At 46.5% G+C, this 24,629-nt stretch carries 20 protein-coding genes; 10 read left to right on the forward strand and 10 right to left on the reverse strand.

Going from position 1 to position 24,629, the window contains the following annotated elements; all coding sequences use genetic code 11:
* Positions 1–36 precede the first annotated feature (36 nt).
* From D0A37_RS16965 to D0A37_RS16985, 5 genes are all read right to left on the reverse strand, one after another.
* Complete coding sequence (locus tag D0A37_RS16965) at positions 37–426, reverse strand: helix-turn-helix domain-containing protein (protein ID WP_242716085.1); 390 nt, start codon at positions 424–426, stop codon at positions 37–39.
* A gap of 16 nt (positions 427–442) precedes the next feature.
* A complete protein-coding gene (locus tag D0A37_RS16970) occupies positions 443–2,410 on the reverse strand; it encodes a DUF4347 domain-containing protein (RefSeq protein WP_242716086.1) in 1,968 nt (655 codons plus the stop codon).
* Positions 2,411–2,812: 402 nt separating this feature from the next.
* Positions 2,813–3,691 carry a 3'(2'),5'-bisphosphate nucleotidase CysQ family protein gene (locus D0A37_RS16975; protein ID WP_242716088.1) on the reverse strand — a complete coding sequence of 293 codons (879 nt, stop codon included), beginning with the start codon at positions 3,689–3,691 and terminating at the stop codon, positions 2,813–2,815.
* A 245-nt stretch (positions 3,692–3,936) separates the two neighbouring features.
* Positions 3,937–5,061, reverse strand: coding sequence for a cupin-like domain-containing protein (locus D0A37_RS16980; protein WP_242716091.1), 1,125 nt, complete (start codon positions 5,059–5,061; stop codon positions 3,937–3,939).
* A gap of 232 nt (positions 5,062–5,293) precedes the next feature.
* On the reverse strand, positions 5,294–6,151 hold the full coding sequence (locus tag D0A37_RS16985) for a sugar kinase (protein ID WP_242716093.1): 858 nt from the start codon (positions 6,149–6,151) through the stop codon (positions 5,294–5,296).
* A 70-nt stretch (positions 6,152–6,221) separates the two neighbouring features.
* Here D0A37_RS16985 and rsmI point away from each other — a divergent pair, with 70 nt between their 5' ends.
* Together rsmI and D0A37_RS16995 are read left to right on the forward strand one after the other, a co-directional pair.
* A complete protein-coding gene (gene rsmI / locus D0A37_RS16990) occupies positions 6,222–7,103 on the forward strand; it encodes a 16S rRNA (cytidine(1402)-2'-O)-methyltransferase (RefSeq protein WP_242716095.1) in 882 nt (293 codons plus the stop codon).
* A gap of 74 nt (positions 7,104–7,177) precedes the next feature.
* Positions 7,178–8,395 carry a glycosyltransferase gene (locus D0A37_RS16995; protein ID WP_242716097.1) on the forward strand — a complete coding sequence of 406 codons (1,218 nt, stop codon included), beginning with the start codon at positions 7,178–7,180 and terminating at the stop codon, positions 8,393–8,395.
* 186 nt (positions 8,396–8,581) lie between these two features.
* On the opposite strand, the gene D0A37_RS17000 is transcribed toward D0A37_RS16995, so the two are convergent.
* Both D0A37_RS17000 and D0A37_RS17005 read right to left on the reverse strand, forming a co-directional pair.
* Positions 8,582–9,571 carry a DNA cytosine methyltransferase gene (locus D0A37_RS17000; protein ID WP_242716099.1) on the reverse strand — a complete coding sequence of 330 codons (990 nt, stop codon included), beginning with the start codon at positions 9,569–9,571 and terminating at the stop codon, positions 8,582–8,584.
* 19 nt (positions 9,572–9,590) lie between these two features.
* On the reverse strand, positions 9,591–10,457 hold the full coding sequence (locus D0A37_RS17005) for an NgoPII family restriction endonuclease (protein WP_242716101.1): 867 nt from the start codon (positions 10,455–10,457) through the stop codon (positions 9,591–9,593).
* A gap of 58 nt (positions 10,458–10,515) precedes the next feature.
* Between D0A37_RS17005 and D0A37_RS17010 the strand changes: the two genes are divergently transcribed.
* Positions 10,516–11,778 carry a bifunctional folylpolyglutamate synthase/dihydrofolate synthase gene (locus D0A37_RS17010; RefSeq protein ID WP_242716103.1) on the forward strand — a complete coding sequence of 421 codons (1,263 nt, stop codon included), beginning with the start codon at positions 10,516–10,518 and terminating at the stop codon, positions 11,776–11,778.
* 5 nt (positions 11,779–11,783) lie between these two features.
* Here the strand turns inward: D0A37_RS17010 and D0A37_RS17015 are convergent, their stop codons facing one another.
* The 3 genes from D0A37_RS17015 to D0A37_RS17025 all read right to left on the reverse strand — a co-directional run bounded on the left by D0A37_RS17015 (position 11,784) and on the right by D0A37_RS17025 (position 14,254).
* Positions 11,784–12,359, reverse strand: a complete 576-nt coding sequence (locus tag D0A37_RS17015; protein ID WP_242716105.1) for a Uma2 family endonuclease — start codon at positions 12,357–12,359, stop codon at positions 11,784–11,786.
* 394 nt (positions 12,360–12,753) lie between these two features.
* Positions 12,754–14,037, reverse strand: coding sequence for an ABC transporter substrate-binding protein (locus D0A37_RS17020; RefSeq protein WP_242716107.1), 1,284 nt, complete (start codon positions 14,035–14,037; stop codon positions 12,754–12,756).
* Positions 14,027–14,254 (reverse strand): hypothetical protein, encoded by a 228-nt coding sequence (locus D0A37_RS17025; RefSeq protein WP_242716109.1) that lies wholly within the window; start codon positions 14,252–14,254, stop codon positions 14,027–14,029. Before D0A37_RS17025 ends, D0A37_RS17020 begins: the two co-directional genes overlap by 11 nt.
* A 212-nt stretch (positions 14,255–14,466) precedes the next feature.
* Here D0A37_RS17025 and pilM point away from each other — a divergent pair, with 212 nt between their 5' ends.
* From pilM to D0A37_RS17060, 7 genes are all read left to right on the forward strand, one after another.
* Entirely contained in the window at positions 14,467–15,561 is a 1,095-nt protein-coding gene (pilM, locus tag D0A37_RS17030) for a type IV pilus assembly protein PilM (protein ID WP_242716111.1), read from the forward strand.
* A gap of 414 nt (positions 15,562–15,975) precedes the next feature.
* The gene (locus D0A37_RS17035; protein ID WP_242716113.1) at positions 15,976–16,881 is read left to right on the forward strand and encodes a PilN domain-containing protein; all 906 of its coding nucleotides are present in this window, start codon (positions 15,976–15,978) and stop codon (positions 16,879–16,881) included.
* On the forward strand, positions 16,878–17,681 hold the full coding sequence (locus D0A37_RS17040) for a pilus assembly protein PilO (RefSeq protein ID WP_242716115.1): 804 nt from the start codon (positions 16,878–16,880) through the stop codon (positions 17,679–17,681). The genes D0A37_RS17035 and D0A37_RS17040 overlap by 4 nt, the downstream gene beginning before the upstream one ends.
* A gap of 472 nt (positions 17,682–18,153) precedes the next feature.
* Positions 18,154–20,532 (forward strand): type IV pilus secretin family protein, encoded by a 2,379-nt coding sequence (locus D0A37_RS17045; protein WP_242716116.1) that lies wholly within the window; start codon positions 18,154–18,156, stop codon positions 20,530–20,532.
* A gap of 702 nt (positions 20,533–21,234) precedes the next feature.
* A complete protein-coding gene (gene hbs, locus D0A37_RS17050; RefSeq protein WP_006634837.1) occupies positions 21,235–21,525 on the forward strand; it encodes a non-specific DNA-binding protein Hbs in 291 nt (96 codons plus the stop codon).
* Between the two features lie 15 nt (positions 21,526–21,540).
* Positions 21,541–22,824 (forward strand): pyridoxal phosphate-dependent aminotransferase, encoded by a 1,284-nt coding sequence (locus D0A37_RS17055; RefSeq protein WP_242716118.1) that lies wholly within the window; start codon positions 21,541–21,543, stop codon positions 22,822–22,824.
* Between the two features lie 240 nt (positions 22,825–23,064).
* Complete coding sequence (locus D0A37_RS17060) at positions 23,065–24,543, forward strand: dihydrolipoyl dehydrogenase family protein (RefSeq protein ID WP_242716120.1); 1,479 nt, start codon at positions 23,065–23,067, stop codon at positions 24,541–24,543.
* The last annotated feature ends 86 nt before the right edge of the window (positions 24,544–24,629 follow it).

Genomic DNA, 24,629 nt, shown 5'->3' on the forward strand with positions numbered 1-24,629 from the left:
TCTCTGTTTGACCCTCACGAGTGAGTGTCAGTAACATCATACCTCATCTTTCTGAGAAAGGCTATATATCACACCAAATTCTTGCTCTAAATAAGTAACCAGCTCATCTAAATTCCAATATTCTTTATTCTTTAACCACTCGAGTACTTCAGTATTTTGTAGAGCTGTTAAATACCCTTTTGACCCTTTATGTCCTAGTTTGATTCCTCCGATGCCTTTGGTTTTAAATTGTTTTTTCCAATAACCAATAAAAAAATTACTTACACCTAAAATCAGGCTGATTTCATGGTAGATATTACCTGCGCTAGCCATCCTTACAGCTATTGCTCGTTTTAGTTCTCTGGCATCGATATCGCTTTTAATGAAAGATTCTAATTGGGCTATTTCTTTTTCCATATCTTTTTGTTGCAGTTGTAAGTTATTCATTTTTTTATTGTCACAATCAAGTATTGCATATAATTGTATCATAGTCTTGATAATGATTTAGGATTGCTATAGTTAATGTTGTTTGTTTGGTTGTACCTGCAACGCTACCGGTGATTGTGCCAAAGTTGAGAATTGCGGTTTCGGCGTTTTCAGGGAGATTGTCAGGTTTGATAGTAACTGCAACATTCTGAGTGAGAGTAGTAGTGCCGGCGGGGAAAGTAACAGTAGTAGGCGAAAAGGTGTAGTCTGAATTTTCGGTGGCTGTGCTAGTGGGGTCGATGACAATTGGCACTGTTACAGCAGCGTCAGGAGTAGCGCTGATAGTAACGGGAATATTGACTACTGTATCCGCAGTTCCTTCAGTGCCACTGTAAGTTGCAGCACCGAAATTTACCGCCGGGGATGTATTCAGCAGAATCGAGGTGTTTTGAGAGGCAAAGTTCGCCGTAGCTAAATCGGATAAGCCATCTTTGTTAAAATCGCCTACAACAATACCTTGGGGACTGGCTGCCACAAGAAAAGTAGTGGCAGTCCCAAAGCTGCCATTGCCACTTCCAAATACGACGGAGACATCGCCCGATCCATTGTCGGCTGTAGCTAAATCGACTTTTCCATCGGCATTGAAGTCACCACTAGCAATAGCAAGGGGTTGTGTTCCAACGCCAAAGTTGGTAGCTGTACTAAAGTTTCCTGTGCCAGTTCCTAACAGTATTGATACGTTGTTTGAGATTTGATTGCTGGTTGCTAAGTCAGGATTATTGTCCCCGTTAAAGTCTCCTATAGCAATGTAATTAGGGCTATTTCCAACGGTAAAGTTAGTGGCGGCGCCGAAAGTGCCATCGCCATTCCCTAACAGGATGGATACGCTGTTAGACCCAAAGTTCGCTGTCGCTAAGTCTGGCTTGCCATCCTTGTTAAAGTCGCCGACAAGCACAAAATAAGGATTTGCCCCCACGCTCAAATTAGTAGCTGCGCCAAAAGTACCATTACCATTACCCGGCAAGATGGAGATGTCGTTAGAGCTTTGATTGGCTGTAGCTAAGTCAGGATTGCCGTCCCCGTTGAAGTCTCCCACAGCGACGGTATAAGGGCTTGACCCCACACCAAAGTAGGTGGCAGTACCAAAAGTGCCATCGCCATTCCCTAACAGGAGAGAAACGTTGTTAGTCGCATTATTAGCCGTAACCAGGTCAGAATTACCGTCTTTGTTAAAGTCGCCTACAGCGACAGAGTAGGTAGAGAGATCGCTCGGCGGACTGGTGTTAAGATTAGTGGCAGGGCCAAATTTGCCAGTGCCATCTCCCAGGGCGATCGAGACGTTGCGATTAACTCCAGTGGTTGCAAAGGCTAGGTCAAGGTTGCCGTCTTTGTTAAAATCGCCAGTGGCAACTTTACGGAGACTGTATGTTATGGGAAAATCAGTCGCAGCACCAAAAGTAGACAGAACGTACTCGTAACCCGCTAACACTTCCGCTTCAAATACCAGCGGTGTTTCAATTTGTCCGGTGCTCACTTCTAATTCCCAGTCGCCGCCCTTTGCTACACTTCCCGTGAGGTTTTGGGAAGCTGCAACAAAGGCCCCGGTTAACTCACTCAAGCGTTTGACAAATGCTTTTCCTGTCTCGCCTGCTGCTACACAGCACCCGTAAAGGAGGATATTGGGTCGAGTGTCGCCGATTGAGTCGGTTCGTGGGGAAAACCACTGCTGTAGATCCTGCCGATCGCACTCTATATCATCTAAACTCAAGCTACCGTCGCCGAGTTGCAAGCTGCCTGAACTGCCGTGAGAAACTATGTGAATGCTGTCAATATTGCTGCGAAGAGCTAAAATTTCAGTAATTTGGTCGATCGCATCCCGGTTCACATCCAAAACGACTACTTCCGTACCCGGTTTTACCCCGACAATCAAACTTTGATAATCTTCAACTTGAGTGTCGATAAAGGCGATCGACCTTACTGAAACTGGAATATTTAAATTGGGCATAATCCACCTGACTGGGGTTTCAAAAAAATACAAAAATTCCGCAATTTCGTGACTGGCGTCCGAAACTATCTATCAATTTTTATTTATACAGACACACCCTTTCTCCGTAAAAACCCGGTGAGTCCTCATCTTGTGTCGTAAGGATAGCAGTTTTTTTACAGAAAATATGTAAATTTTTCTTAAAAAATACCTAGTTAATTAAATTTTTGATAAAAATGTGAAAAATACTTAAGTATTATTACTGTAAAAAAGGCGAGATTGATTTACCCGAAATATTTAGGAAACGTAAGTGAAATTGTACAGAAATTTCAAAGTCAGCAATTTTGATACATACTTTAGGGTGCGTAAGCAATTAGTCCTACAGAAAATACGGTCTTCTAACGCACCCTACTAAACTTTTGATTACTTCAAACCCCCATCTATCTCCGCTAAAATCCCCTCAGCCTCCCCGCATAAAGCAGCGTGACAGCAACCGTTACTCGCCAACAATCCCCCCCACTGACTCACATCTCCCCGGTTATATTGCAAAGTAGAACCGTCAAAACGAGTAAATTGACCGCCCGCTTCAGTCAAAATTAATTCCGGTGCCGCTAAATCCCAATCTTTCGGTGCAGACTTTCCCGAAAGCGCAATATAAACATCAGCCTTTTGTTCGACAATTGTCGCAATTTTACAGCCGATACTGCCGACAGCTAGTTGATTTTGACAAGGCAGTTTTTGTAACAATTGATTAAAGCGATCGCCCCGGTGACTGCGGCTGGTTACTATAGATAAATCTGCCACTATATTTCGCGCCGAAACCTGCAATTTGACCGCAGAACCGTCCCGAGTTTCCATAAAAGCGCCAGCATTTTGCACTGCGTAATAAATCTTTTGCTGTTCGGGCCAAGCCACAACTGCTAATACAGGTCTTCCCTCGAACGCTAAAGCAATGTGAACGGCAAATTCACCTGTCCTGTCAATAAAATCTCGCGTTCCATCCAAAGGGTCAATAATCCAAACCCAACTTTGAGGTAAGGGAACTTGACCGTTTTTTTCTAAATAAGATTTGTAAGTTTCTTCGGTGAGATACCCAAATTCTGCATTCCCTAAAGCCGACTGCAATTCGTCGAGAATGTAAGAATTGACAGCGACATCGGCGGCCGTGACGGGGCCATCTTTTTTTTCTTGGATGTCGAGGTTAGGAGTGTTGGAATCCTGCCGATAATAGGATTGTAGGATATCTGATGCACTCCAGGCGATCGATCGCGAAATTTCGCTTAACTGTTCAAGAGTTTTCATGAATTTGTTTTTTTTGAACGGCAGATGAATGCGGATGAACGCAGATTTCAGTAGGGCGGTGCCCCCGTGCCCGCCCCTGGGAACCATTACTCGTTCCCAGGCTCTGCCTGGGAATGCCTATTCGGAGGCTCTGCCTCCTTCTTCCTGTTGGCAAAATCAGGAGGAGAGCTTTCCTTTTCCTATTAGTAGAATCGGAGGCAGAGCCTCTAGATATGCGTTACCAGGCAGAGCATAGTAACGATAGATTACCAATTAATATGAGGATATTTCCATTCATAATAATTCGGAAACACAAAATTAGTAAACGAAACCGAAATACTAACTTCCAATGATTTTACATGGTGCCACCAACCAACAGGAATAAAGATAGCTTCTCCCGGTTCCAAAATCACTTCAATAATTTTCGCATCTCTGTAAAGCGGGTATTTGTCATAATCGGGATTTTCGCCGTCAACCTTGCTGAAAACTCCGACGTGATTATAAAGCAGAGGTGTTTGTTGCGGAGAAATCAATTTAATTAGTTTGCGACCCGACACTTGAGCTAAAATTAAATTAACTGGGTCATGGTGCAGCGGTGTAATTGTGCCTTTCGGGCCGAACCAAAAGAAAACTCTGCCTTTTGTATCCGTTGGATTTAGGTATTCTGGGAAAATTTCAATGTCGTTGAATAGGGGTTTAAATTCCTCTCTTTCCAGAGTTTGGTTGTTAGCAACCATGTAGTAGTCGTTGCTAGGCCCGCCCTTAACCACCATCTCTACATATTTGCGGAACAAAACAATTTTTTTGTGATTTTCTATCTTAATTTCGTAATTCGGGTCGGAATTGCGGTTAGCTTGAATTTGTACCTCTGCATCGCCGTATTTTTGCTGCAAATACTCCGGCGTCCACAACTGCAACGCTTTCCAGTTGTGCATAATATTGGTAATAATTACTGGAGTATTTTTTGCGTAGTAATTTTCGAGAAAATACTCTCTAGAAAGGCTGCTTTTGCGTTCGATTGTGCCAAACTTAGAAGACAATGCGGCTAATTGATTGCTAATCCTAAGATGCGATTCTAATTTTTGCAATAACTGGACGTACTGACTACCTGCTTGAAAGTAGGGATGAGATGATATTTCCCTAACTTCTGCGGTGGCTGTTTCCGCATCTATGCCGGTATTTATTAGTGCTTGAATAATTTCTGCGTCGGGTTGATTTAATAATTTGTTAGCCGCCACCCACTGTTTCATATTGTCGGGTATTTCTTGTTTGCTTGGGGTGAGTAGATTGGGCAAGTTTTGTGTCAGCCATTCTAGGTTAACTTGCTGTTGTTCTGTTAGGGTAATCCGCAAAGGGGGAAGGGTGATGCTTAGAGGTTGGGTGTCAGGCATGATTCGGGTATGTTCTTTTGGGAGTGTTTTGTGTGACTTTAAGTTGTCTTACTAATATAGCAATTTTGTTAACGAACCGCGAAGGCGCTAAGGGCGCGAAGGAAGAGAGGAGGGAAGTTCACAAATTTTGTCGAGGTTGCTGTCAGGATTTTAACTCAACAAGTGTTGCCAGTTCAAGTTTTCTAGCTTTGAACGGTTTTAAGCGGATAGTTTGGTTAATTTTAATTGAAAATTAACCCTTATTCATCCAGGCGCGGGTTCCGAAGTTTTTGCAGGAATGGGAAGCGATTTTAGCCGCTGCGGTGAGACTATCGGTAAAGTTATTTTGCAAAATGTAGTGACAGAAAGCCCCGTGAAAGATGTCGCCAGCGCCTAAAGTGTCTGTGGCTTGAATTTGAGGTACTTCTATAGTGCCGTAAGTGCCATTGCTGAGGTATAAAATTGATTTTTCGCCGCGAGTGATGGCAATATGGGAAATTCCGGCTGCTGACAGGTAAGCAAAGACTTGTTCTGAATTGTCGCAGTTTGGGGGATGAAAATTCTCGGAACATACCGCCCATTCAATGAAAGGCAATATTTCCTCTAATCCGGGTTTCCAACTGCCGCCGTCTAGGACAATTGGAATGTTTTTTGAGTTGGCAAGTTGAGCAATTTCTTTGCTGGCTGCGATTTGATGTCCGTCAAGCAGTACAATACTAACTGATGTTAAAATATCCTGGTTAATTGTTTGACTGTCAACTTGCGATTTCGTAGCATTGATGGAAATTACCGATCGATCGCCCGTTGCTTCAGTTACAATAATCGAGGAAACTGGCGGCGAGTGCGATCGCCCGGGTTCCAAATCAATTATCCTGACATTATACTCCGCTAAGTCTGCACGAATTAATTGGGCGATCGCGTGAGTACCCAACACACCAGCCCATACCGCCGCATTCCCCAAATAGCTAAAAGTGACCGCAGCATTAGCCGCCGGCCCGCCCGCAGCAATGGTACAATCAGAAGCAACAACTTTCTGATTTTCACCCGGAGGCTTCCCGGCCAAATAAACTAAATCTAAAGTCGCCAATCCCAAAAACAATCCAGTTTTCATATCTTCTTAAATGTGTGGCATGGGCGTCCCGCCCGTGTCCCATCTGCGGTTAAAAAATCCCAATCTTAAAATGCAAGCAAATCCCACCACAGGAACACTTTACATCGTAGGAACCCCGATCGGCAACCTCGAAGACATGACATTTCGGGCCATCCGCATCTTGCAAACAGCAGACTTCATCGCCGCCGAAGACACCCGCCATACAGGCAAACTTTTGCACCACTTTCAAATCCAAACGCCCCAAATCAGCTATCACGAACACAACCAACACCAGCGACTTCCCGAACTCATTGACAAACTGCTTTTAGGCAAAGATATCGCCCTTGTCACCGATGCCGGAATGCCGGGAATTTCTGACCCCGGATACGAGTTGGTCAAAGCCTGCGCCGATGCTAATATTAACATTATTCCGATTCCCGGCCCGACCGCCTGCATTGTTGGCATAACTGCATCAGGATTACCCACACAAAGATTTGTATTTGAAGGTTTCTTACCCGTGAAAGGTCAAGAACGCCAACAGAGTTTAGAAGCTTTGCAAATAGAATCCCGCACTATAATATTATACGAATCTCCCCACAGATTGCGACAAACTTTACAAGATTTAGCAAATAGTTTGGGAAGCGACAGACAGATTGTACTGGCGAGGGAATTGACGAAAATGCACGAAGAGTTTTGGCGTGGTAGTATGGAAAGTGCGATAGAACTTTACACCAATCGCGAACCCCAGGGAGAATTTACCCTTGTAATTGCCGGCATCCAAACAGCAGCCCCAATATTTTCCGAAGACGCCATTAAAGCAGAATTGCAAACATTAATTGCACAAGGCATAAGTCGTTCCCAAGCCAGCCGCCAACTAGCGCAACAAACATCCCTCCCCCGCCGCCAAATCTACCAACTCGCCCTCACAATAGGCGACAATGAATCGCTAGAACAACCCTTAGATGAATTGTGAATATCTCTCTTCTCTTCTCCTCTGCGGCCTCTGCGGTTACATAAAAAAAGCTAGATACTCACACTCAGAATTATATGGTACGTGGAAATTACGATCGACAAAAACCATATTTACGCAACCCCCACATCAACAAACCAATCGCCGAAATTTATGCAGACTTAGACGCCTTTACCTGGGAGATATTTGAAGACCAACCCCACCGCTTCGATACCGTCAGTTTCTACGTCTTGCTTCCCCCACTGTTTTACGAAGGGCGTTTCATCAAAGGAATTTACTTCAGCGAAGCAGTCGAACTCATCAACAAACTATTTCCCCAACTTTCCTCAGTATTTTTATCCTTCGCCTATTCCCCCGGAATCTCCTACTCCTGGGCCCCCATAGCTGACGCCTACTCTAGTTTATACAAAAACCCGCAGCGGGATAAATGGTTTCGCGAAACTTATCCCGATCGCGCCCACAAACCAATCATACCACTGCAAGACACCGACTTCATCAACGAATACTTAATTTCCCCGCGCAACGTCCCCGCCAAAGACATAGACTTGCTAGCCGTCGCCCGAATTTCAGAAGAAAAAAATTTGCCAATCATAGCCAAAGCCTTAAAAGTTTACCGCCAAAAATATCCGCAAAAACCGATTAAATTAACAGTTGTCACCGGCCACGAATTTGATGCTAGCAACCTCAAAACTCTCGACCAGTACGCCTTACAAGAATGGCAACAAATAGAGACAATTTTAACCAATCCCTCCGACTACATTAACTTAGTGCCGAGAGTTGACTACTACAGCGAAATCCCCACATATTATTCGCGAGCACAAGCATTCGTCCTCGGTTCCCTCCTCGAAGGAAAAAACCGGGGCATTACCGAAGCCATGAGTTGCAACGTACCAGTAATTTGTTTTGAAGAATTCAACCAATACGCCAGAGGAAACTCGCCAGTTTTCCCGGAAGGTGCGGGTCTTTACGCCAAATTTGATTCGGAATCTCTCGCAGATACTATTTATACAGTATTGGAAAATCAGCCAGAATTTAAGCCACGATATCAGTATTTAAAGCATTGCGGGCGCAAGAACTTTTTCAATACTTGTATTGACAGTTTTCCTTACTATCAGCACAATATTCCCGACTACAAACCGGGAGATGCGATTAGCAATTTGTGGCTAGATTTAGCAGTTCAGCAAAATTATCAAGTTAGTTTGAACAGCTTTTTGTACGGAGGTTCTCCCTTGTCTCATATTCGCGGGACAAATGCGATTCAGCACAATCTCGGCGAGTTAACAAAATTTAAATGACAGATAATTCGGAATGATGAAACCACAGAGGGTACAGAGGACACAGAGGAAGAGAAGAGAGAGATGAATAATTCTGATGTCAACGGATTTGAGATTAGTCTTCATAGCGAGGAGTTTCGCTAAAAGCCCCGTGGAATTCATTCTCTAGCGACTGGTAGATGGTCGGTTTCAGTTGACACCAATGCCCTATGCCCTATGCCCTATGACAATATCCTCAAAAATCTTACTTGCCAAAACTCTTGCTAAATTCACAGGAACAGCATTGCCGACCATTTTGTATCCATCAGCAATATACTTGTACTTAAAAATAAACTCATCCGGGAAAGTCTGAACTCTCGCGCACTCTCGCACAGAAAGCCGACGGTAAGGCTGAGGCGAATTAGGGTCAAAAATGCGTTTGTCTTTGCCAACCAAAATCATTTTACTAGCTTGAGGATGGAGAGGTGCGTGTCTGCCGCTTGCCTGAATTGTAAAAGAAGGTTCTGACCAAATTCTAACTCGATTCCGCGACATATAAATGCTCGAAAACCCCAAATCCGCACATTCGTGATTTGGGACAGAATCGTGATAATTATCTAATTTACCTTTAACTGACAGTGGCGCGGCCTGCAAATCAAAAATCGCATCTTTCAGCGTCAAAACATCGGTCCCAGGTTCGGGAAACTCAAAACCAAAACCCAGATTTTCGCGATAACCAACAACAATCACCCTTTGCCTATCTTGCGGAACACCAAAATTTCTAGCATTCAACAACTTGTAGGAAACCCGATACCCGATCTCCTCAAACTGCGATAATATATAAGTAAAAGCTTCTTTGTTTCTGGGAGCTAAGATTCCGCTAACATTCTCAGCTAAAAAAAACAAAGGCTGCTTGTCCCGCACAATTCTGATATACTCCCAGAAAAGTTGACCCCGACTGTCCTCAATCCCTCGTTTAGCACCTGCTTCACTCCAACTTTGACAAGGAGGGCCGCCGATTATCCCAATACAGTTGGGAATTTCATCAGATTTGATTTTTCTGATATCTCTGCGATCTAAAATAGTTTCAGGATGGTTAAACTCGTAGGTATCCCAAATAGTGCGATCGTACTCATTCGCCCAAACAATATTAAATTTAGCTTGTCGAAAACCCAAATCCAACCCACCACAACCTGCAAACAGAGAGATGATATTCATAATGCCTTTGCCTTTAGTGTTAGATTTTGTAAGTAATAATTTTAGCAGGTATAAGGTTTACAGGATTATCGGGACATTTAATCCGCTGAGTATTAATATTAAATCCTGGAACTGATATGGATTCGATCATTGTTCTGCTGTCAAGTGGAAAAGACAAATATTTACTCTCCTTCATTATGGCTATTATCTGAAAATTTGTCTGGGGGTCGTATCCTGTATTTATATAATCAAAAACTATCGCAGGATTATTTATGCCCCACATTCCTCTAATTCTTAAGTAAGTTATACCTAATGGGTCTACTTTATTCACTCTCCCTAGTTCTCTTGTTTTACTAAATTCGACATCGGGAATTGCATTAATCCCAGTAGCTATTTGATCTCTAATCCGTTCATAATATTCTTTACTAGCAGCATAGCAGTCACCATAAATAAGCCATAGCCTTTTCAGAGTTTGTTTTGTCTTGTCGGCACTGGTGGCTCCAATTGCATACACAATATCCTTCTCTGTCCATGTTTCACACTTACGACAAGCTGAGGCTATTTGTGGATTGTTAGAAAACAATTTTGATTTGGGATAAGAACTATTTAATGGAATCTGGAGGCTCGAAGTTTGTATTTTCTTGACTTCTATGGCATCGCCATTTCTGATGATTAAATCAGGAGGATTATTCGGATTGCCACTCCAAGAAAAGAGTTCAGTGTACTTTTCAAGTTTATTGCTGAGTTCTGGTTCATCTATAGTATTGGCAAAAGCGTCCTTGACAAAATACTCTAGGGCATCACCCAGAGCATTAATTCTATTATTGCTTTGGCTTTTATAATAACTTAGTAAGTCAGGTATAGGATGATTAATAATTGTAGCGATCGCTTGCAGTATATTCGTCATTTGTTATAAAAATTAGATACCCCAATTTTACCAGGGGCAATCATAGCAGATATCCTCAATGAATGCAAGTTCCCTGCTCCAATCTTACCAACATTTCGGCGTCCATCTCGGGCTAGAAAGAATTCACCAACTTCTCGAAAAACTAGACAACCCCCACAAACAAGTACCCATTATCCACGTTGCCGGCACCAATGGCAAAGGTTCCGTTTGCGCTTATCTCTCTTCCGTACTAACAGAAGCAGGCTATCGAGTTGGACGCTATACATCTCCGCACTTAATCGATTGGACAGAAAGAATTTGCATCAACCAACAACCGATTTCCTCAACACAATTGCAGCAGTGTCTCGAACGAGTTGTCGCCGCTACCCAAAACAACACCGAAACTCCCACCCAATTTGAAATAATCACCGCCGCAGCTTGGCTGTATTTCGCCGAACAAAAAACCGACATCGCAGTGATAGAAACGGGATTGGGCGGTAGATTAGACGCGACTAATGTTTGCGAAACACCTCTCGCTAGCGTCATTACTTCTATCAGTCTTGAACACTGGCAGATACTCGGTCCCACCGTCGCACATATTGCTGGGGAAAAAGCGGGAATTCTCAAATCAAAGTGTCCGGCAGTTATCGGAGAATTGCCAGAATTAGCTAGAATAGTAGTAGAAAAACGCATTCAAGAATTAGACTGTCCGGCAACTTGGGTAACACCCGCAATAGATTTAGGACAAGGATTCGCAGAATATCAGTTAAATCAAAATGCGGATAAAATAAAATATCAATTGCCGCTGCTGGGGAAAATTCAACTAATGAATTCAGCAATTGCGATCGCAACTTTGCACACTCTTCAAAACCAAGGATGGCAAATTTCCCAAACCGCCATCAAAAACGGTATCGCCCAAACCCAATGGCCCGGAAGACTCCAGCAGACAACTTGGAAAAACCGCAACCTATTAATTGACGGCGCGCACAACCCCGCCGCAGCGATCGCACTGCGCGAATATGTCGATAATCTTAACAGTTCCCAACCGATTAACTGGGTAATTGGGATTCTGGCTACCAAAGACTGCGACGATATTTTGAAAGCATTACTCAAAAAGGGCGATCGACTTTACTTAGTACCCGTACCCGATCACAACTCATCATCCCCCGCAGAATTAGCCACCCTAGCTCAAATTATCTGCCCCGAATTAACTCTCTGTCAAGCCTTCCCCGACTTAACAACAGCTTTAGATGCTGCTGTTGCAAGTGACAACCTAACAATCCTTTGCGGTTCGCTTTATCTGGTCGGCTATTTTCTGCAACAACAACAATCCCAAGCTTAAATGCCTCAGAATTGTGTTTCTTCCTCCGTAAAGATAGGAGGCCACAATTCCGAAACGGGGAATTCCCAACCGGGAAAAAGTTCTGCTACTGTTAAGATATCGCCATTTCCTAAAACAGTCGGTTCACCTGTAGAGCGATAAATAGTCACTGTTTCTTCATCAGGATCGATAAGAATTCCGACTGTCGCACCCAGCTCTATAAACTTCAAAACCTTAGTTTCTATAAGCTTAATGCGATCGCCCTGAGATTTAATCTCAACCACCAAATCGGGGACAAGTTCTCCAAAATAACGCGGACTTTGGCGCAAGCGGGCGGCCCGCACAAAAGAAACATCCGGTGCTTTGACATTCGTATCCGGCATGATGAAACCGCCTGCGGAGTCAAAGACTCTTCCCAAGCGACGGGGATTTATCCAAGCGAAAAGAAAGGCGATGAGACGGCTACTGATTTCACTGGATACGATGTCTGATGGCCCCCTAACTGAAATTATCCCGTCTTCTAGTTCAATTTGGTAATCTAAACCCGCTTTGGAAAAAAGGGTTTGAACTTGGTTGAAATCTTTGAGTGTCATCGCTGGCATAAGAATTTTCTCCTATTCCGATCTGAGCTTGGATTTTAACACGAGTCAAATTTATGAATATTTGAGGAATTCAGGCTATATCCCTACAAATCATCAATCAAGCTGAATTGAGAAAGGCGATCGCACGGGATAAAGAAACCCGTTTCCTGGGATGAGCGATCGTTCTTATCAACAAACATTTACCTCTAAAATATTCGAGATTGACTTATCCAGAGTTATCCTCCGACTCCGCGTTGTGAAGAGGCGGTAATTTCATCATTCGATAATAACTTAAAAGCTTATATATGCTGATATATATGGTGGCACAGATTCCCATTATTTAATAATACGTCAAGTGGCAGAAAAAAGCAAGGGGCGAGAGCAAATAAAATCCCGCCCCTGCTGCAATTCAAAACTACCTTTGATCCCAAGCCTTAGCCGCATCAGCCACAGCCTGTTCTACCGATTTCTCCTCCAACATTGCAGCCTGCAAATTGTCATAAATCGCCTTTTGCAACTTCTTAACATCCTTGAGAGGCGGAATCAATAGCTCGGCGGAACTCAACCCAGAAGCACTAACAACCCGAGCTCGATCGGCAGCAGGAGCATCAGCAGGAACGCTCTTAAAATAACCGTCCTGTAAAGCCTCAACCGTAGAAGGCAAAACATTAGCAGCCTTAGCAAAAGCCAACTGATTTTGAGAATTAGTCACGTACAAAGCAAACTTGACAGCATCATCAGGGCGCTTGCTGTCGCGGGGCACAACCAAATTCATCACCGCCACAGTCTTCTTGCCGGTTTCCCCCGTAATTTGAGGCGCAGCAGCCGAAACAGCACCAATACTCGGAGCATTCTCAGAAATCGCCTTCAAAAACTGAGGCCCCGAAGCTAACAAAGTAGTTTCCCCAGCTTGATAAAGCTCGATCGCCCTACGATGTCCCTGCACCAAAACATCCTGCGGCAAAAGTCCGCCCTTGTACAAATCCACCCAATACTGAAAAACAGCTTTGCCCTTAGCAGTATTAAAAGCAGCCTTGCCTTTAGCGTCAACCAAAGGCACACCCATCTGCACGAAAGATTGCAAAACTTCCGCCGAATCTTCCGGCACAAAAGTCACAAAAAAAGCAAACTTACCAGTCTTTTCCTTCACCTGCTTGGCAACAGTTGCCAACTCGGCATAAGTAGCCGGAGGCTTAGCAATTCCAGCCTTCTTCAATAACTCCGTATTGTAAATAGTTACCCCAGTCGTGAGATACCAAGGAATGCCAAAACTCTTGCCGTCGAGTACGCCAGCTTTCCAGATATTTGGCAGATAGGTCGATCGAACTTGCTGCGGAATCCGAGAATCCAAATCCAGCCAAGCATTGCGTCCCGCCAACAGCGAAGCAAAATCGGGATTTAGGTTCACCACATCCGGCGCAGTTTTAGCCGAAACCGCCCCCAAAATCTTGCTTTCCATCGCCGACCAAGGAACGTCCACCCAGCGCACCTTCACCCCCGGATTTTCGGCTTCAAAACCGGCGATCGTCTTGTTGAAATACTCAGTAAACTGAGGTTGAAGCTGCATAGTCCAGAACTCGATTTCCTGCGTATTATTTGCCTGGGAATTAACAGCAGGCTTGCCGCAACTCACCACCGCAGCCAGCAGCAGCCCCACCAGTCCAAAAACAGCAAACAGTTGCCAAGATTTACGTTTCATAGAATAAAATTTGAGAGTTATGGGAACCGTCAGACAAAAAAGCGTGAAACGAAGCTATCCCGTTCCCCGCAGGGGTTCCCGAAGGGTAGGGAATCGCCCGAATCAAGCGCGATCGAGTCAGTAACAGAGTTTTGTACCTGGGCACGGCGATCGAGAGAGTCGGTTTTTGTGCAGAATCGGCAGGTTTTCGGTCGATCGAGCTGGAATTTATTGACATTCGCAGCAGAATAGCTATTGTCAAGTAAATTGGATAGCATAAAATCGGAACTAGCGATCGCGCAACACAGACGGAGCTGCGTAGCTACGGCGGGATACCGAGATTACAGCACTCTTGCGACAGTTGGAAACCAACCCTCCAACACCGGGCGCGCTTAATCAGGCTGGCCAACTACAAAAGAAAAAAATAGCAATTACCGGCGACCCAATCACATGGTTAACTTTTTCAAAGGTCTACTTTCCCAACGCCAGCCAGGAATCGGGATCGAAATAGCCCCAGACCGCATCAACATCATTCAGCTCGAAAAGAAAGCTCAGGCATTAAAATTAGGCATCCTAGCCTCCATAGAAGTTCCAGAAGACTATGTACAAGAAGGACAAATAGTCGATCCGCCAGGAATGGCAGAACTAATAAAAGCCGTCCTCGCCGACAACAAAATCAAAGCCAAGCGAGTAGCCACAGCCATTCCCGGCCGCGAAGCCGTCATCCGCCTCATCCCAGTTCCCGCAGAGCTCAACGAAGAAGAACTGCGGGATTACATGAACGCAGAAGCAGGACTGTACTTGCCGTTTCCCCGAGAAGACGCCGACGTAGACTATCAAAAAATAGGCCTATTTGTAGATGACGACGGAGTAGAAAAAGTGCAAGTCGTGTTAGTAGCAACCCGCAGAGAAGTTACCGACACATACATCGAAACCTTCAAAGAAGCCGGACTGATTATAGACGTACTAGAAGTAACCAGTTTTGCCCTAATCCGCACCCTCAAAGACCAACTGCAACAATTTTCGTCCCAAGAAGCCGCAGTTCTCACCGCCATAGAATTTGACAGCACCGAGTTAGCTATAGTAGTGGACGGTATACCTCAGTTCAACCGTACCATCCCGATCGGCACCTACCAAATCCAGACCGCTCTCAACCAAGCCATGAACCTGCCGCCAACCAGAGACACCAGCGAACTGCAAGGCATGACCCTGCCAGTCACAGATACAATGGGGGCATCGGGAGACGCCAATCCCGGCACAAATGCGATGATAAAAGTATTGGGAGAACTAGCAGACGAACTGCGCCGCTCAGTAGACTTTTACCTCAACCAGAGCGAAGAACTCGAAGTAGCGCAACTGCTGCTAGCAGGCCCGGGAGCTGCGATCGGCAAACTAGACGAATTTTTTATGCAAAGATTAAGCTTGCCCGCATCTCAAGTCGATCCCATCGAAACCCTAGGGCTAGAAATCAGCCAAGAAATTACCCCAGAACAGCGAGCAGGTTTAGGAGTCGCCCTAGGTTTAGGACTAAGGGAGGTTATGTGACCTAACAGTTGTAGATGAGAGAAAAACCGATTTGAGAATTTTAGGTAAAATCCCCCTTCCAAAAGAAGAAGGCAGAAAGCAGAAGGTAGAATATTGGAGGTAGAAGGTAGAAGGTAAAAGGTAGAATATATCTGAGGTAGAAGCAGCCCCTTCCTTCATTAGAAGGCAAAAAGTTGTTTCTTTCTTCCCTAAATAAATCCTTCACTTGTACCAGCAATCTTGGGTTCTGTCTAAAATCTAAAATTTCCAATTTAAATCTATAGCAACAGCCAAGACTGTTAGGACATTCTTAATTGCTGAAACATAAGCGGTAGATCACTTTTTCCTTCTACCTTCTACCTTCTACCTCGTGCCTTCTACCTTTTACCTTGTGCCTTCTGCCTTCTTCCTTCTGCTATAAAATCGAGTGAAGCCATGTACAGCCTAGATATTAATTTTCTCAACGACCGTCCGGACTACAAACCCGTTGCAGTAGCCAAAAGCTCAACTAAAAAAAGTTCCGGTGGAGCGAAAGACCAACTGCCCCTAATTGGGGCCCTGCTGTTTGCCTTCGGCCTCAACGCCGCAGTCATGGGCGCCTGGTGGTGGGCGACTAACGAAAATACCAACTTAGCCGCACAACAAGCAACCATCGACGAAGAACTAGCAAAGTTAAACACTCAAGCCAACACCATCAAAGCCATCAACGCCGAAACCGACCAAGTTACCGCCGAATACAAAGCATTAGCCGGAGTATTCGACCAAATTAAACCTTGGTCGGCGATGCTGCAAGACCTCAGTGCCCGCACTCCGGCGGGAGTGCAAATTGGCAAAATCGAGCAAATCGACCCGAGTCCCTCCCCCGTTGCAGCAGCACCCCCACCCCCCGCAGCCAGCCCCGCAGCCAGCCCGTCCCCAGGGGAGAGTCCGTCCCCCGCTAGCCCCGCCCCGGCGGCTGCTCCGGTTCCCGTCGTCCCGCAGCAGCCAGCAAAAGTACAAATTTCAGGGATAGCCAGTACCTTTGCTCAAGTTAACGACTTTATGCTGCTAATCCAACGCTCTCCTTTCTTCCTTAACACCGATACCAAACTGATAGCGGCCACATTAAAAAACAACCCCGCACAATTACAAGTGCGTAACCAAAACGCAGCACCACCAGAACTTCCCAAACTGCGACCGGTGGTGGAATATAAAATTGAAACGACGCTCAGCCCGACCGGAGCCTCCGAGTTGCTCCCCGAGCTCCGCAGCAAGCAGGCAGACGGGCTAGCAATACGGATTGAAACACTTCAAGAAAAAGGAGTGCTAGAACCACAAAAACCAGAGGTGAAAAAACAATGACAGCAGCAAATGAGTTTATTCCCAGTGGCGGAAAAGCAGAAGAGACAGGGGGTCAGGAAATATTCGGCATTAAGCTGACGCCCCAAGTGCAAGCAATCGGCATTGCCCTTCTCGGTCTCGGAATTGCGGGCTACCTTGGCTACCAGTTCGTACTGCCCGAATTCCAAAAAAGCGACGAATTCAAGCAAAAACTTAGCGAAAGCAAGCAAACGCAACTGCAATTGCAGACTCAAATTCAAAAAAAGGCAGAAGCAGAAGCCAAGCAAGAAGAAGCAAAACAGCGCCGGGCCAACGTGACGGCAATGTTTGCCAGCGACGCCAGCGCCAACACGCTTTTGCTGGACATGACCCAACTGGTTAATAGAATCAACGCCGGCGTGCAAGGAGATGACCTCAAGGCTAAAATTACCAAATTTGAGCCCGATATGCCGGCAGCAGCAGCAACCGCCGCGCCCGGAGCTGCAGACCCGGATATTCTGGCCGATACCTCCTTTGGGCCGTCCCTGGCTGGCAAGCTCAGACGCAAAAAATTTAAGGTAGAGTTTGAAGGCACTTTCGCTCAAACCCGCAATTTTATGCGTAACTTGGAGTTGATGCAGTCGCTGTTGGTAGTGAGGAATTTGAAATCTGAATTGCTAGCATCAAATCAGCCAATTGAAGTTGATTTTTTGAAAGGGAAAATAGTTCCTGTGGAGCAGCCGGCAACCAAAATTAAAACTGCTTTTGACTTGCACGCACTGCTGCCGTTAAAGCAAGAAGAAAAACCGCCAACTCCAGCTCCGAGTCCTGGTGCTAAGTAGCGGTTGTTTGGCCGATATTAGCTATTGTTCTCAAGTCGCTCTTTCACAAGAAGGTAGAAGGCAGAAGGTTGAAATTGGAAGATTGAAAGTAGAAGTCAAAAAAGTATGAATGCCAGAAAAATATTTTTCTGGCATTCAAAAATTGGCTCTGAAATCTAATTTCTTCTAATACCAGTTTCAAAAAGTAATGGAACTGTATAGCAATCCTTGCAGGAGTCGTAAATTTTTTCCCCCACCCCAACCCTCCCCTTACAAAGGGGAGGGAGTAAAAAATTCACAAATGATGCGAGGATTGCTGTAGGATAGCTTGTAACCCTTATGTCATCTGGTATTCCCAATCGAAAATTAAAAATCGAAAAGGGCATAACTTCTTCCTTTAAAAAGGCTCGAAGCGAGAATATTTTAGTCAGTTTAGCAGCTAGCGACAAAAGACTGCGAACAACAAATAACAAAGTGTAGTGGAGGAGAGAACGTGAAACAGCATCTACGGTTAAGTGGAGGACTCTTATGCAGCGTTGCAGGAGTTGTGATCGCCCAAGCCCCCGTCTTGGCAGCGCCGACTCAAGTCACAGGAGTGCAAGTAAGTCAAGGTAATAATGGCGTAAATATTGTGCTGGCGACAGAAAAGGGCGATCGCCCGCAAGTTTTCGCCATCAATAACGGCAATACTTACCAAGCCACAATCGTTAACACCCAGCTCCGCTTGCCCGAAGGCAACAGCTTCCGTCAAGATAACCCGGCTCCGGGAATTTCTTCAGTAGAAATCAGCCAGGTAGAGGCTAACAGCATCCGCGTTGTGGTAGCCGGCACCAACGGAGTTCCCAACGGACAAATTGTGCCGGGACAAGGCCAAAGCATCGTCCTCAGCGTTGCCGGACAGGGTGGTACAGTACAGTCTGCCCCAACAGCACCTCCGCCGCCTCCAGGCCTGCCACTGAGCCAAACAGCTCCCCCGCCGGCTCCCCAAATCCGCACGTCACAAAACCCAGGCGTACTGCTGCCAAATCCCGAAGTTAGTGTTACCAGGAACGATCGCCCGCCCCTCCCCAGCGAAATTCAATCCCAGAGCAATCAGGCTGCGCCTTTCCAACCGCGGGCAGTTGCTCCGCCCTTGGGAGATATCGCAGTGTCTAACATCGCCCCCGGCGCGGGAAATATTGAACTGAGTTCGGGAGAACGCATCCCCCGCTTGGTGCTGCGGGATGCCCCAGTCCGGGACGTTTTGGCTCTGCTGGCTCGCGCTGCCGGCTTGAACATTGCTTTTACAGGTGGCGGTGCCCCTGCTCAACCGGGCCAGCCCGCAGTGCCTGGTCAGCCGGGAGCCACCGGTTCAGATGAAGGGCCAAAGATTTCTTTGGACATCGAAAATGAGTCGGTGCAAGATGTCTTTAACTACGTGCTACGGCTCAGCGGGCTGCAAGCTAACCGCCAGGGGCGGACTATTTTTGTAGGGACTAGCTTGCCGATCGACTCGCGCAATATTATCATTCGGACTCTGCGGCTCAATCAAGTTCGGTCTACGGATGCAGCTAACTTTTTGAGCGCTCAAGGCGCGGAAAGTCAACTGCCGATTACTCGGGTGACTATTCAAAGCGTGGGCCAGGGAAATGCGGCGCGGGATGTGGAAATTAGGGAACCCGACATTAAGGCGATCGGCGCTACCCAAGGCACCGGGCCGCTGTTGCTAAGGGGACTGTCGGTGCTGGCGGATGCGAGGCTCAATTCCATCACTTTGGTGGGCGACCCGCGCAAAGTTGACATGGCTGTGGCTTTCTTGACACAGCTAGATTTGCGCCGCCGTCAAGTCGCTGTCAACGTCAAGGTGATCGATATCAACTTGTTGGGAGACAACCGAACCAACAGCAGTTTCTCTTTTGGAATTAATAACAATTTCTTCGTCAATGACAATGGGGCGGCAAGTCTCAATTTTGGTGGCATCAATCCGCCCAGTGGCCTTGGAGATCCCATCGCTAGACCGATCGTCCCCAACCCCCTAGGAACCCCAGATGTTTTCTACGATGCGAACGGGCGGCGTATCGTGCCGTTTACAGGTCAAGGTCTCGAAGGCCCCGCCAAAGGTGTGTTCCTCCAGCCGACAGCCCCAATTACTAATGACCCCAGGCGAGTTGGAATTACGGATTACGAACCAGGCTCGACGACAGGCTCAGGAAGTGCAGAGTTCGGCTTGTTCCCACTGTTCCAGTATCCTAGGAGGTTCCTGTCGGCGTTGCAGGCAACTATTGAGAGCCGGAATGCCAAAATCCTGACCGATCCGACCCTGGTGGTTCAAGAAGGAGAAACGGCGAATGTGAATATTACTGATGAGGTGATTACTAACATCACGTCGCAAACGCAGAGTACCGGAAATACAAGTACCCAAACGGTGACGGCGGTCAAAGACAGGGCTGGTTTGCAGTTGGGAGTGGCGATCGATCGAATTGACGACAACGGTTTTGTCTCTCTGCGGGTGAACCCAATTATCAGGACACCCGGCAACACTCAAACCCTTTCGACTGGCGCGAACGCCAATAGTATCACTCTGCTGGGCGAGCGATCGTTGCAATCGGGGCTAATTCGTCTGCGGGACGGTCAGACTTTGATTGTTTCGGGGATTATCCGAGACGAAGAACGGGTTACAGCGAACAAGATTCCGATTTTGGGAGATTTGCCGATTATCGGTTCGCTGTTCAGGAGCACAAGTAAGGCCAACCAGCGGGCGGAGTTGATTGTATTGCTGACACCGCAGATTTTGGATGATAGCGATCGATCGAACTTTGGCTACCAAAACAGCATCAGTCCCGACGCGCGCCAACTGTTGCAGCGCAGTCAGCCGGTCCAGCCGAGACAGTAGGAACGAAGGAAAAATGCCTTGCTGTCAACTTTCCACGCTCTTTTCCCTGAGTCCGACAGTCCAACAGTCCGACAGGGGTTGAAACCCCTGCCTCAAAGCTAAAGTCCTCTAAAAGAGGACTATAAATCACTCTTTCAGTCGTCTTCAGACGACTTTCGCTATTAGCCAGGGGTTTCAACCCCTGGCGGGTTTCGGGAGAATGAAACAGCCCTGCCCCACGGGGGAAAGAAAGAGGGGAAAGAAAGAAGGAAGAAGGAAAAAACTTTTCCTTTAGCCCTTGACAAATGACATTTTATTCCTTCTATTTCTCCTTTTTTTATGCTTTCAAATCCACCGAGGCGAGAAATCTTCTCTCCAAGGCGGTATTTTTTTACCTAAATTTTGGGATTAATTAAAAAAATTGTCCAAATCCATATAAATTAAAGGTTCCACCGATCCATAACGGTCGGCAAGACTTTAGAATAATGCAGTGAAAATTAGATGCTGTGGGGTTTTCAGCAGTTAGAAACAAAAATTCCTTTTCTGACCAATTACCCTAGGGTAATTGGTATTCAGCAGGAGTTGTGATTCGGGGAAGCGGACGGGAGCAATCGGGAACCACCCAAACCTCCCAAAGCACACCTCAATCCAGTTGATAACTCACAGCTAATAGTTGAACTAACTCTGTTTAACGTAATTTTGCAAATCCAGAAGGAGTTCGCAATGAACAAAGGTGAATTGGTTGATGCAGTGGCGGAAAAGGCTAGCGTGACGAAAAAACAGGCAGATGCTGTTTTGAGTGCCGCCCTTGAAGCAATCATGGAAGCTGTCTCCGATGGCGACAAAGTGACGCTGGTCGGTTTTGGCTCGTTTGAATCGCGGGAACGCAAGGCCCGCGAGGGTCGCAATCCCAAAACTGGCGACAAGATGGAAATCCCGGCAACCCGAGTTCCTGCATTTTCCGCAGGGAAGTTGTTTAAGGACAGAGTTGCACCCCCGAAAAACGCGGAATAGCTGGCGAACTGAGTCTTGATTAGACCTGTACACGGTGGGAATTTAGCTTGGGCAGCCGCACTGGCAGGCTGCCCTGCCTCTGCTATTGTCGATTTTTCTGCCAGTATCAGTCCTTTGGGCCCTCCTGAGTCGGCATTGAATGCGATTCAAGCTCACTTGAGCAGTCTGACGGCTTACCCAGACCCGGATTATGGAGAGCTCAGGACTGCTTTGGGTGAGGCTTTGAATGTTGACCGGGATTGGATTTTGCCGGGGAATGGTTCGGCGGAATTGTTGACTTGGGCGGCTTGGGATTTGTCGAAGCTGGAGGCGACTTATTTGGTGACTCCGGCTTTTGGCGATTACTGGCGAGCTCTTTCGGCTTTCGGGGCGCAGGTGCTGAAATGTCCTTTGGAATTCACAACTTGCACCATTGTCAAAAACGGGCAAGATGCCCATTCCACAAGAAATGAATTTTCTTGTGGAACAGGCATCTTGCCTGTTCCTAAACAACTAATTGAGCATGGTGCAACATCTCAGTTGGAACTGAAATCGTTGGACGCTGGGGCAGGAAACGAGTTAGAAACCGATGATTTGTCGGTTTCTAACCGTTCCCTTGTCTCCCCTTCTTTCCGTATCCCCGTTCCTCTTGCTCTCAATGCCCCCTCTCGACGAGGTTTGCTACTGAACAACCCGCACAATCCTACGGGTTTACTGTTTGCAAGGGAGGCGATTTTGCCTTATGTGAAGCAGTTCGGTATGGTGGTGGTGGATGAGGCCTTTATGGACTTTCTACCGCCTTCTGAGCAGGAAACTTTGATCGATGCTGTTGAGGAGTTTCCGAATTTGGTGATTTTACGATCGCTCACTAAATTCTATTCTCTGCCGGGACTGCGCTTGGGCTGTGCGATCGCCCATCCCGATATTCTGCGCCGTTGGCAGTTGCTGCGCGATCCTTGGCCTGTGAATGCTTTGGCTGCTGCTGCTGCTGCTGCTGTGGTGCGAGATGCTGCTTTTGAGCGGCACACCTGGGATTGGCTGCCTGTTGCTCGCCAAGAGCTATTTGAGGGTTTGGCTAATTTACCGGGTTTGCAGCCTTTTGCCGGGGCGGCTAATTTCTTGTTGGTTGAGTCGTCGATGTCGGTTTCTTCTATTCAAAAAAGTCTCTTGGAACGACACCGCATTTTGATTCGGGATTGTTTGAGTTTTCCTGAGTTGGGCGATCGGTTTTTTCGGGTGGCTGTGCGCTTAAGGGCTGAAAATCTGCGGTTGATTGCTGGACTTGCGGATGTCATTAGTCAGTTGACAGTTGACGGTTGACAGTTGACGGTTGACAGTTGACTGTTGACAGTTGACTGTTGTCAGTTGACGCTTAACAACCAATAACACTTGACAAAGGGATTTTATTGGTCGTTCGAGCGGACATCCCCAAGAAACCCGGTTTCTATGATAAATCTTGGGTTTTGCAGCGAAGTATCTAAGAAGAAACCGGGTTTCTGACCCCGCGCGGATCGTCCTAAACTACTAACTACTGACTAATGACTACTGACTTTTTTATTTATGCGTGACTATGATTTAGTGATTATTGGTGGAACTGCGGCCGGACGTTATGCTGCTTTGACTGCAACTAATTTCCCGGCTCGTGTTGCTTTGGTGGAACCGCTCAGTAATTCGCAAGATTTGCCGACTGGGGAGAAAGAGTCGATCGACCTTGGTTTGAGATACAGCCAAACTTTGAGGGAGGCTGCTCGTTTTGCTCAGCAGATCAGCCGCCAGCAGTTGGGGGTGCGCTGGGAAGTCGCTAATTCCTCCGTGCCGATCAAATTGGGGTTTGACGGGGTTCTCAAGTGGGCCGAGGGTGTTGTTTCTAATTTGTCAGAAATTGATGATCTCGGCGTTTTGGCTGCTCGCGGTGTCGATGTTATTTTTGGCAGCGGCGAGTTTGTTGCTAAACCGGATTTGGCTTTTGTTGTCGGCGGGCGAAAATTGCGATCGCTCTGTTATTTGCTAGCTTGTCCAACTCTGCCGGCGATTCCCAATATTGAAGGACTTTCATCTGCTGGCTTTTTTACTTCGGAAACTGTCGCGGAATTAGCCAAACTTCCACAGTTGCCTAAAAATTTGGCTGTAATCGGCGCAGATCCCAGCGGTGTCGAAGTGGCTCAAACTTTTGCTCGGCTGGGGGTTGCTGTCACTTTGGTGGTGAAAAGTTCGCACATTTTGGCTAAAGAAGACCGGGAGGCGGCTGGGTTGGTTCAAGCTGCAATGGAAGCTGAAGGAGTGCGGATTCTGACTGCTACTGAGGTGACTCAAGCGAGGGTGATTGAGGGTAAAAAGTGGATTCAAGCAGGGCCAAGGGCGATCGAAGCTGAGGAGATTTTTCTCGCCGCCGGTAGAGGACACGATTTTTCATCGTTAAATCTCGAAGCGGCTGGGGTTAAATTCAGCTATCGGGGGGTAATTTTAAATGAAAAGCTGCAAACAACTAATCACCGCATTTACGCGATCGGCGATGTTGCTGGGGGTTATCCGTTCCCTCACATCGCTAATTGCGAAGCTGCGGTTGCTGTGAAAAATGCTTTGTTTTTGCCGATGTTTCAAATAGATTATCGCGGGATTCCTTGGGCGATTTTTTCTGACCCGCAATTGGCGAGGGTTGGCTTGACTGAAGCGCAAGCAAGGCGCCGTTTTGGAGACGATCTCATTATTGGTCGGGAATATTTCAAGAATGTTGAAAGAGCTCAAATGTCCGGGGAGACAACTGGTTTTTGTAAGATTGTCGGGCGTCGCAACGGGGAGATGTTGGGAGCGAGTATTGTGGGGCCACAAGCTGCTGAGTTGATTCACGCGATCGCCCTGGCTGTGCGTCACGGGATGAAGGTTGAGGCGATCGCCGAACTTCCTTATATTTGGTCGAGTTTTTCGGCAATTAACGGTCAAACTGCCTCTCTTTGGGAGTCGCAGCGCTTGGGCAGCAATACTTTTATCCAGAATTTGTGGGAGAATTTGTTTCACTGGCGCAGGTATTGGAATAAGTAAAGAAATCAAATGTTTCTAGTAGGATTTTTTGAATTTTTTATGATGAGCGCAGAGTTAAAAAGTAAATTGCTCATCAGCTCACTCAG

It is taken from the genome of Microcoleus vaginatus HSN003 (genome assembly GCF_022701255.1).
GTDB lineage: Bacteria > Cyanobacteriota > Cyanobacteriia > Cyanobacteriales > Microcoleaceae > Microcoleus > Microcoleus vaginatus_B.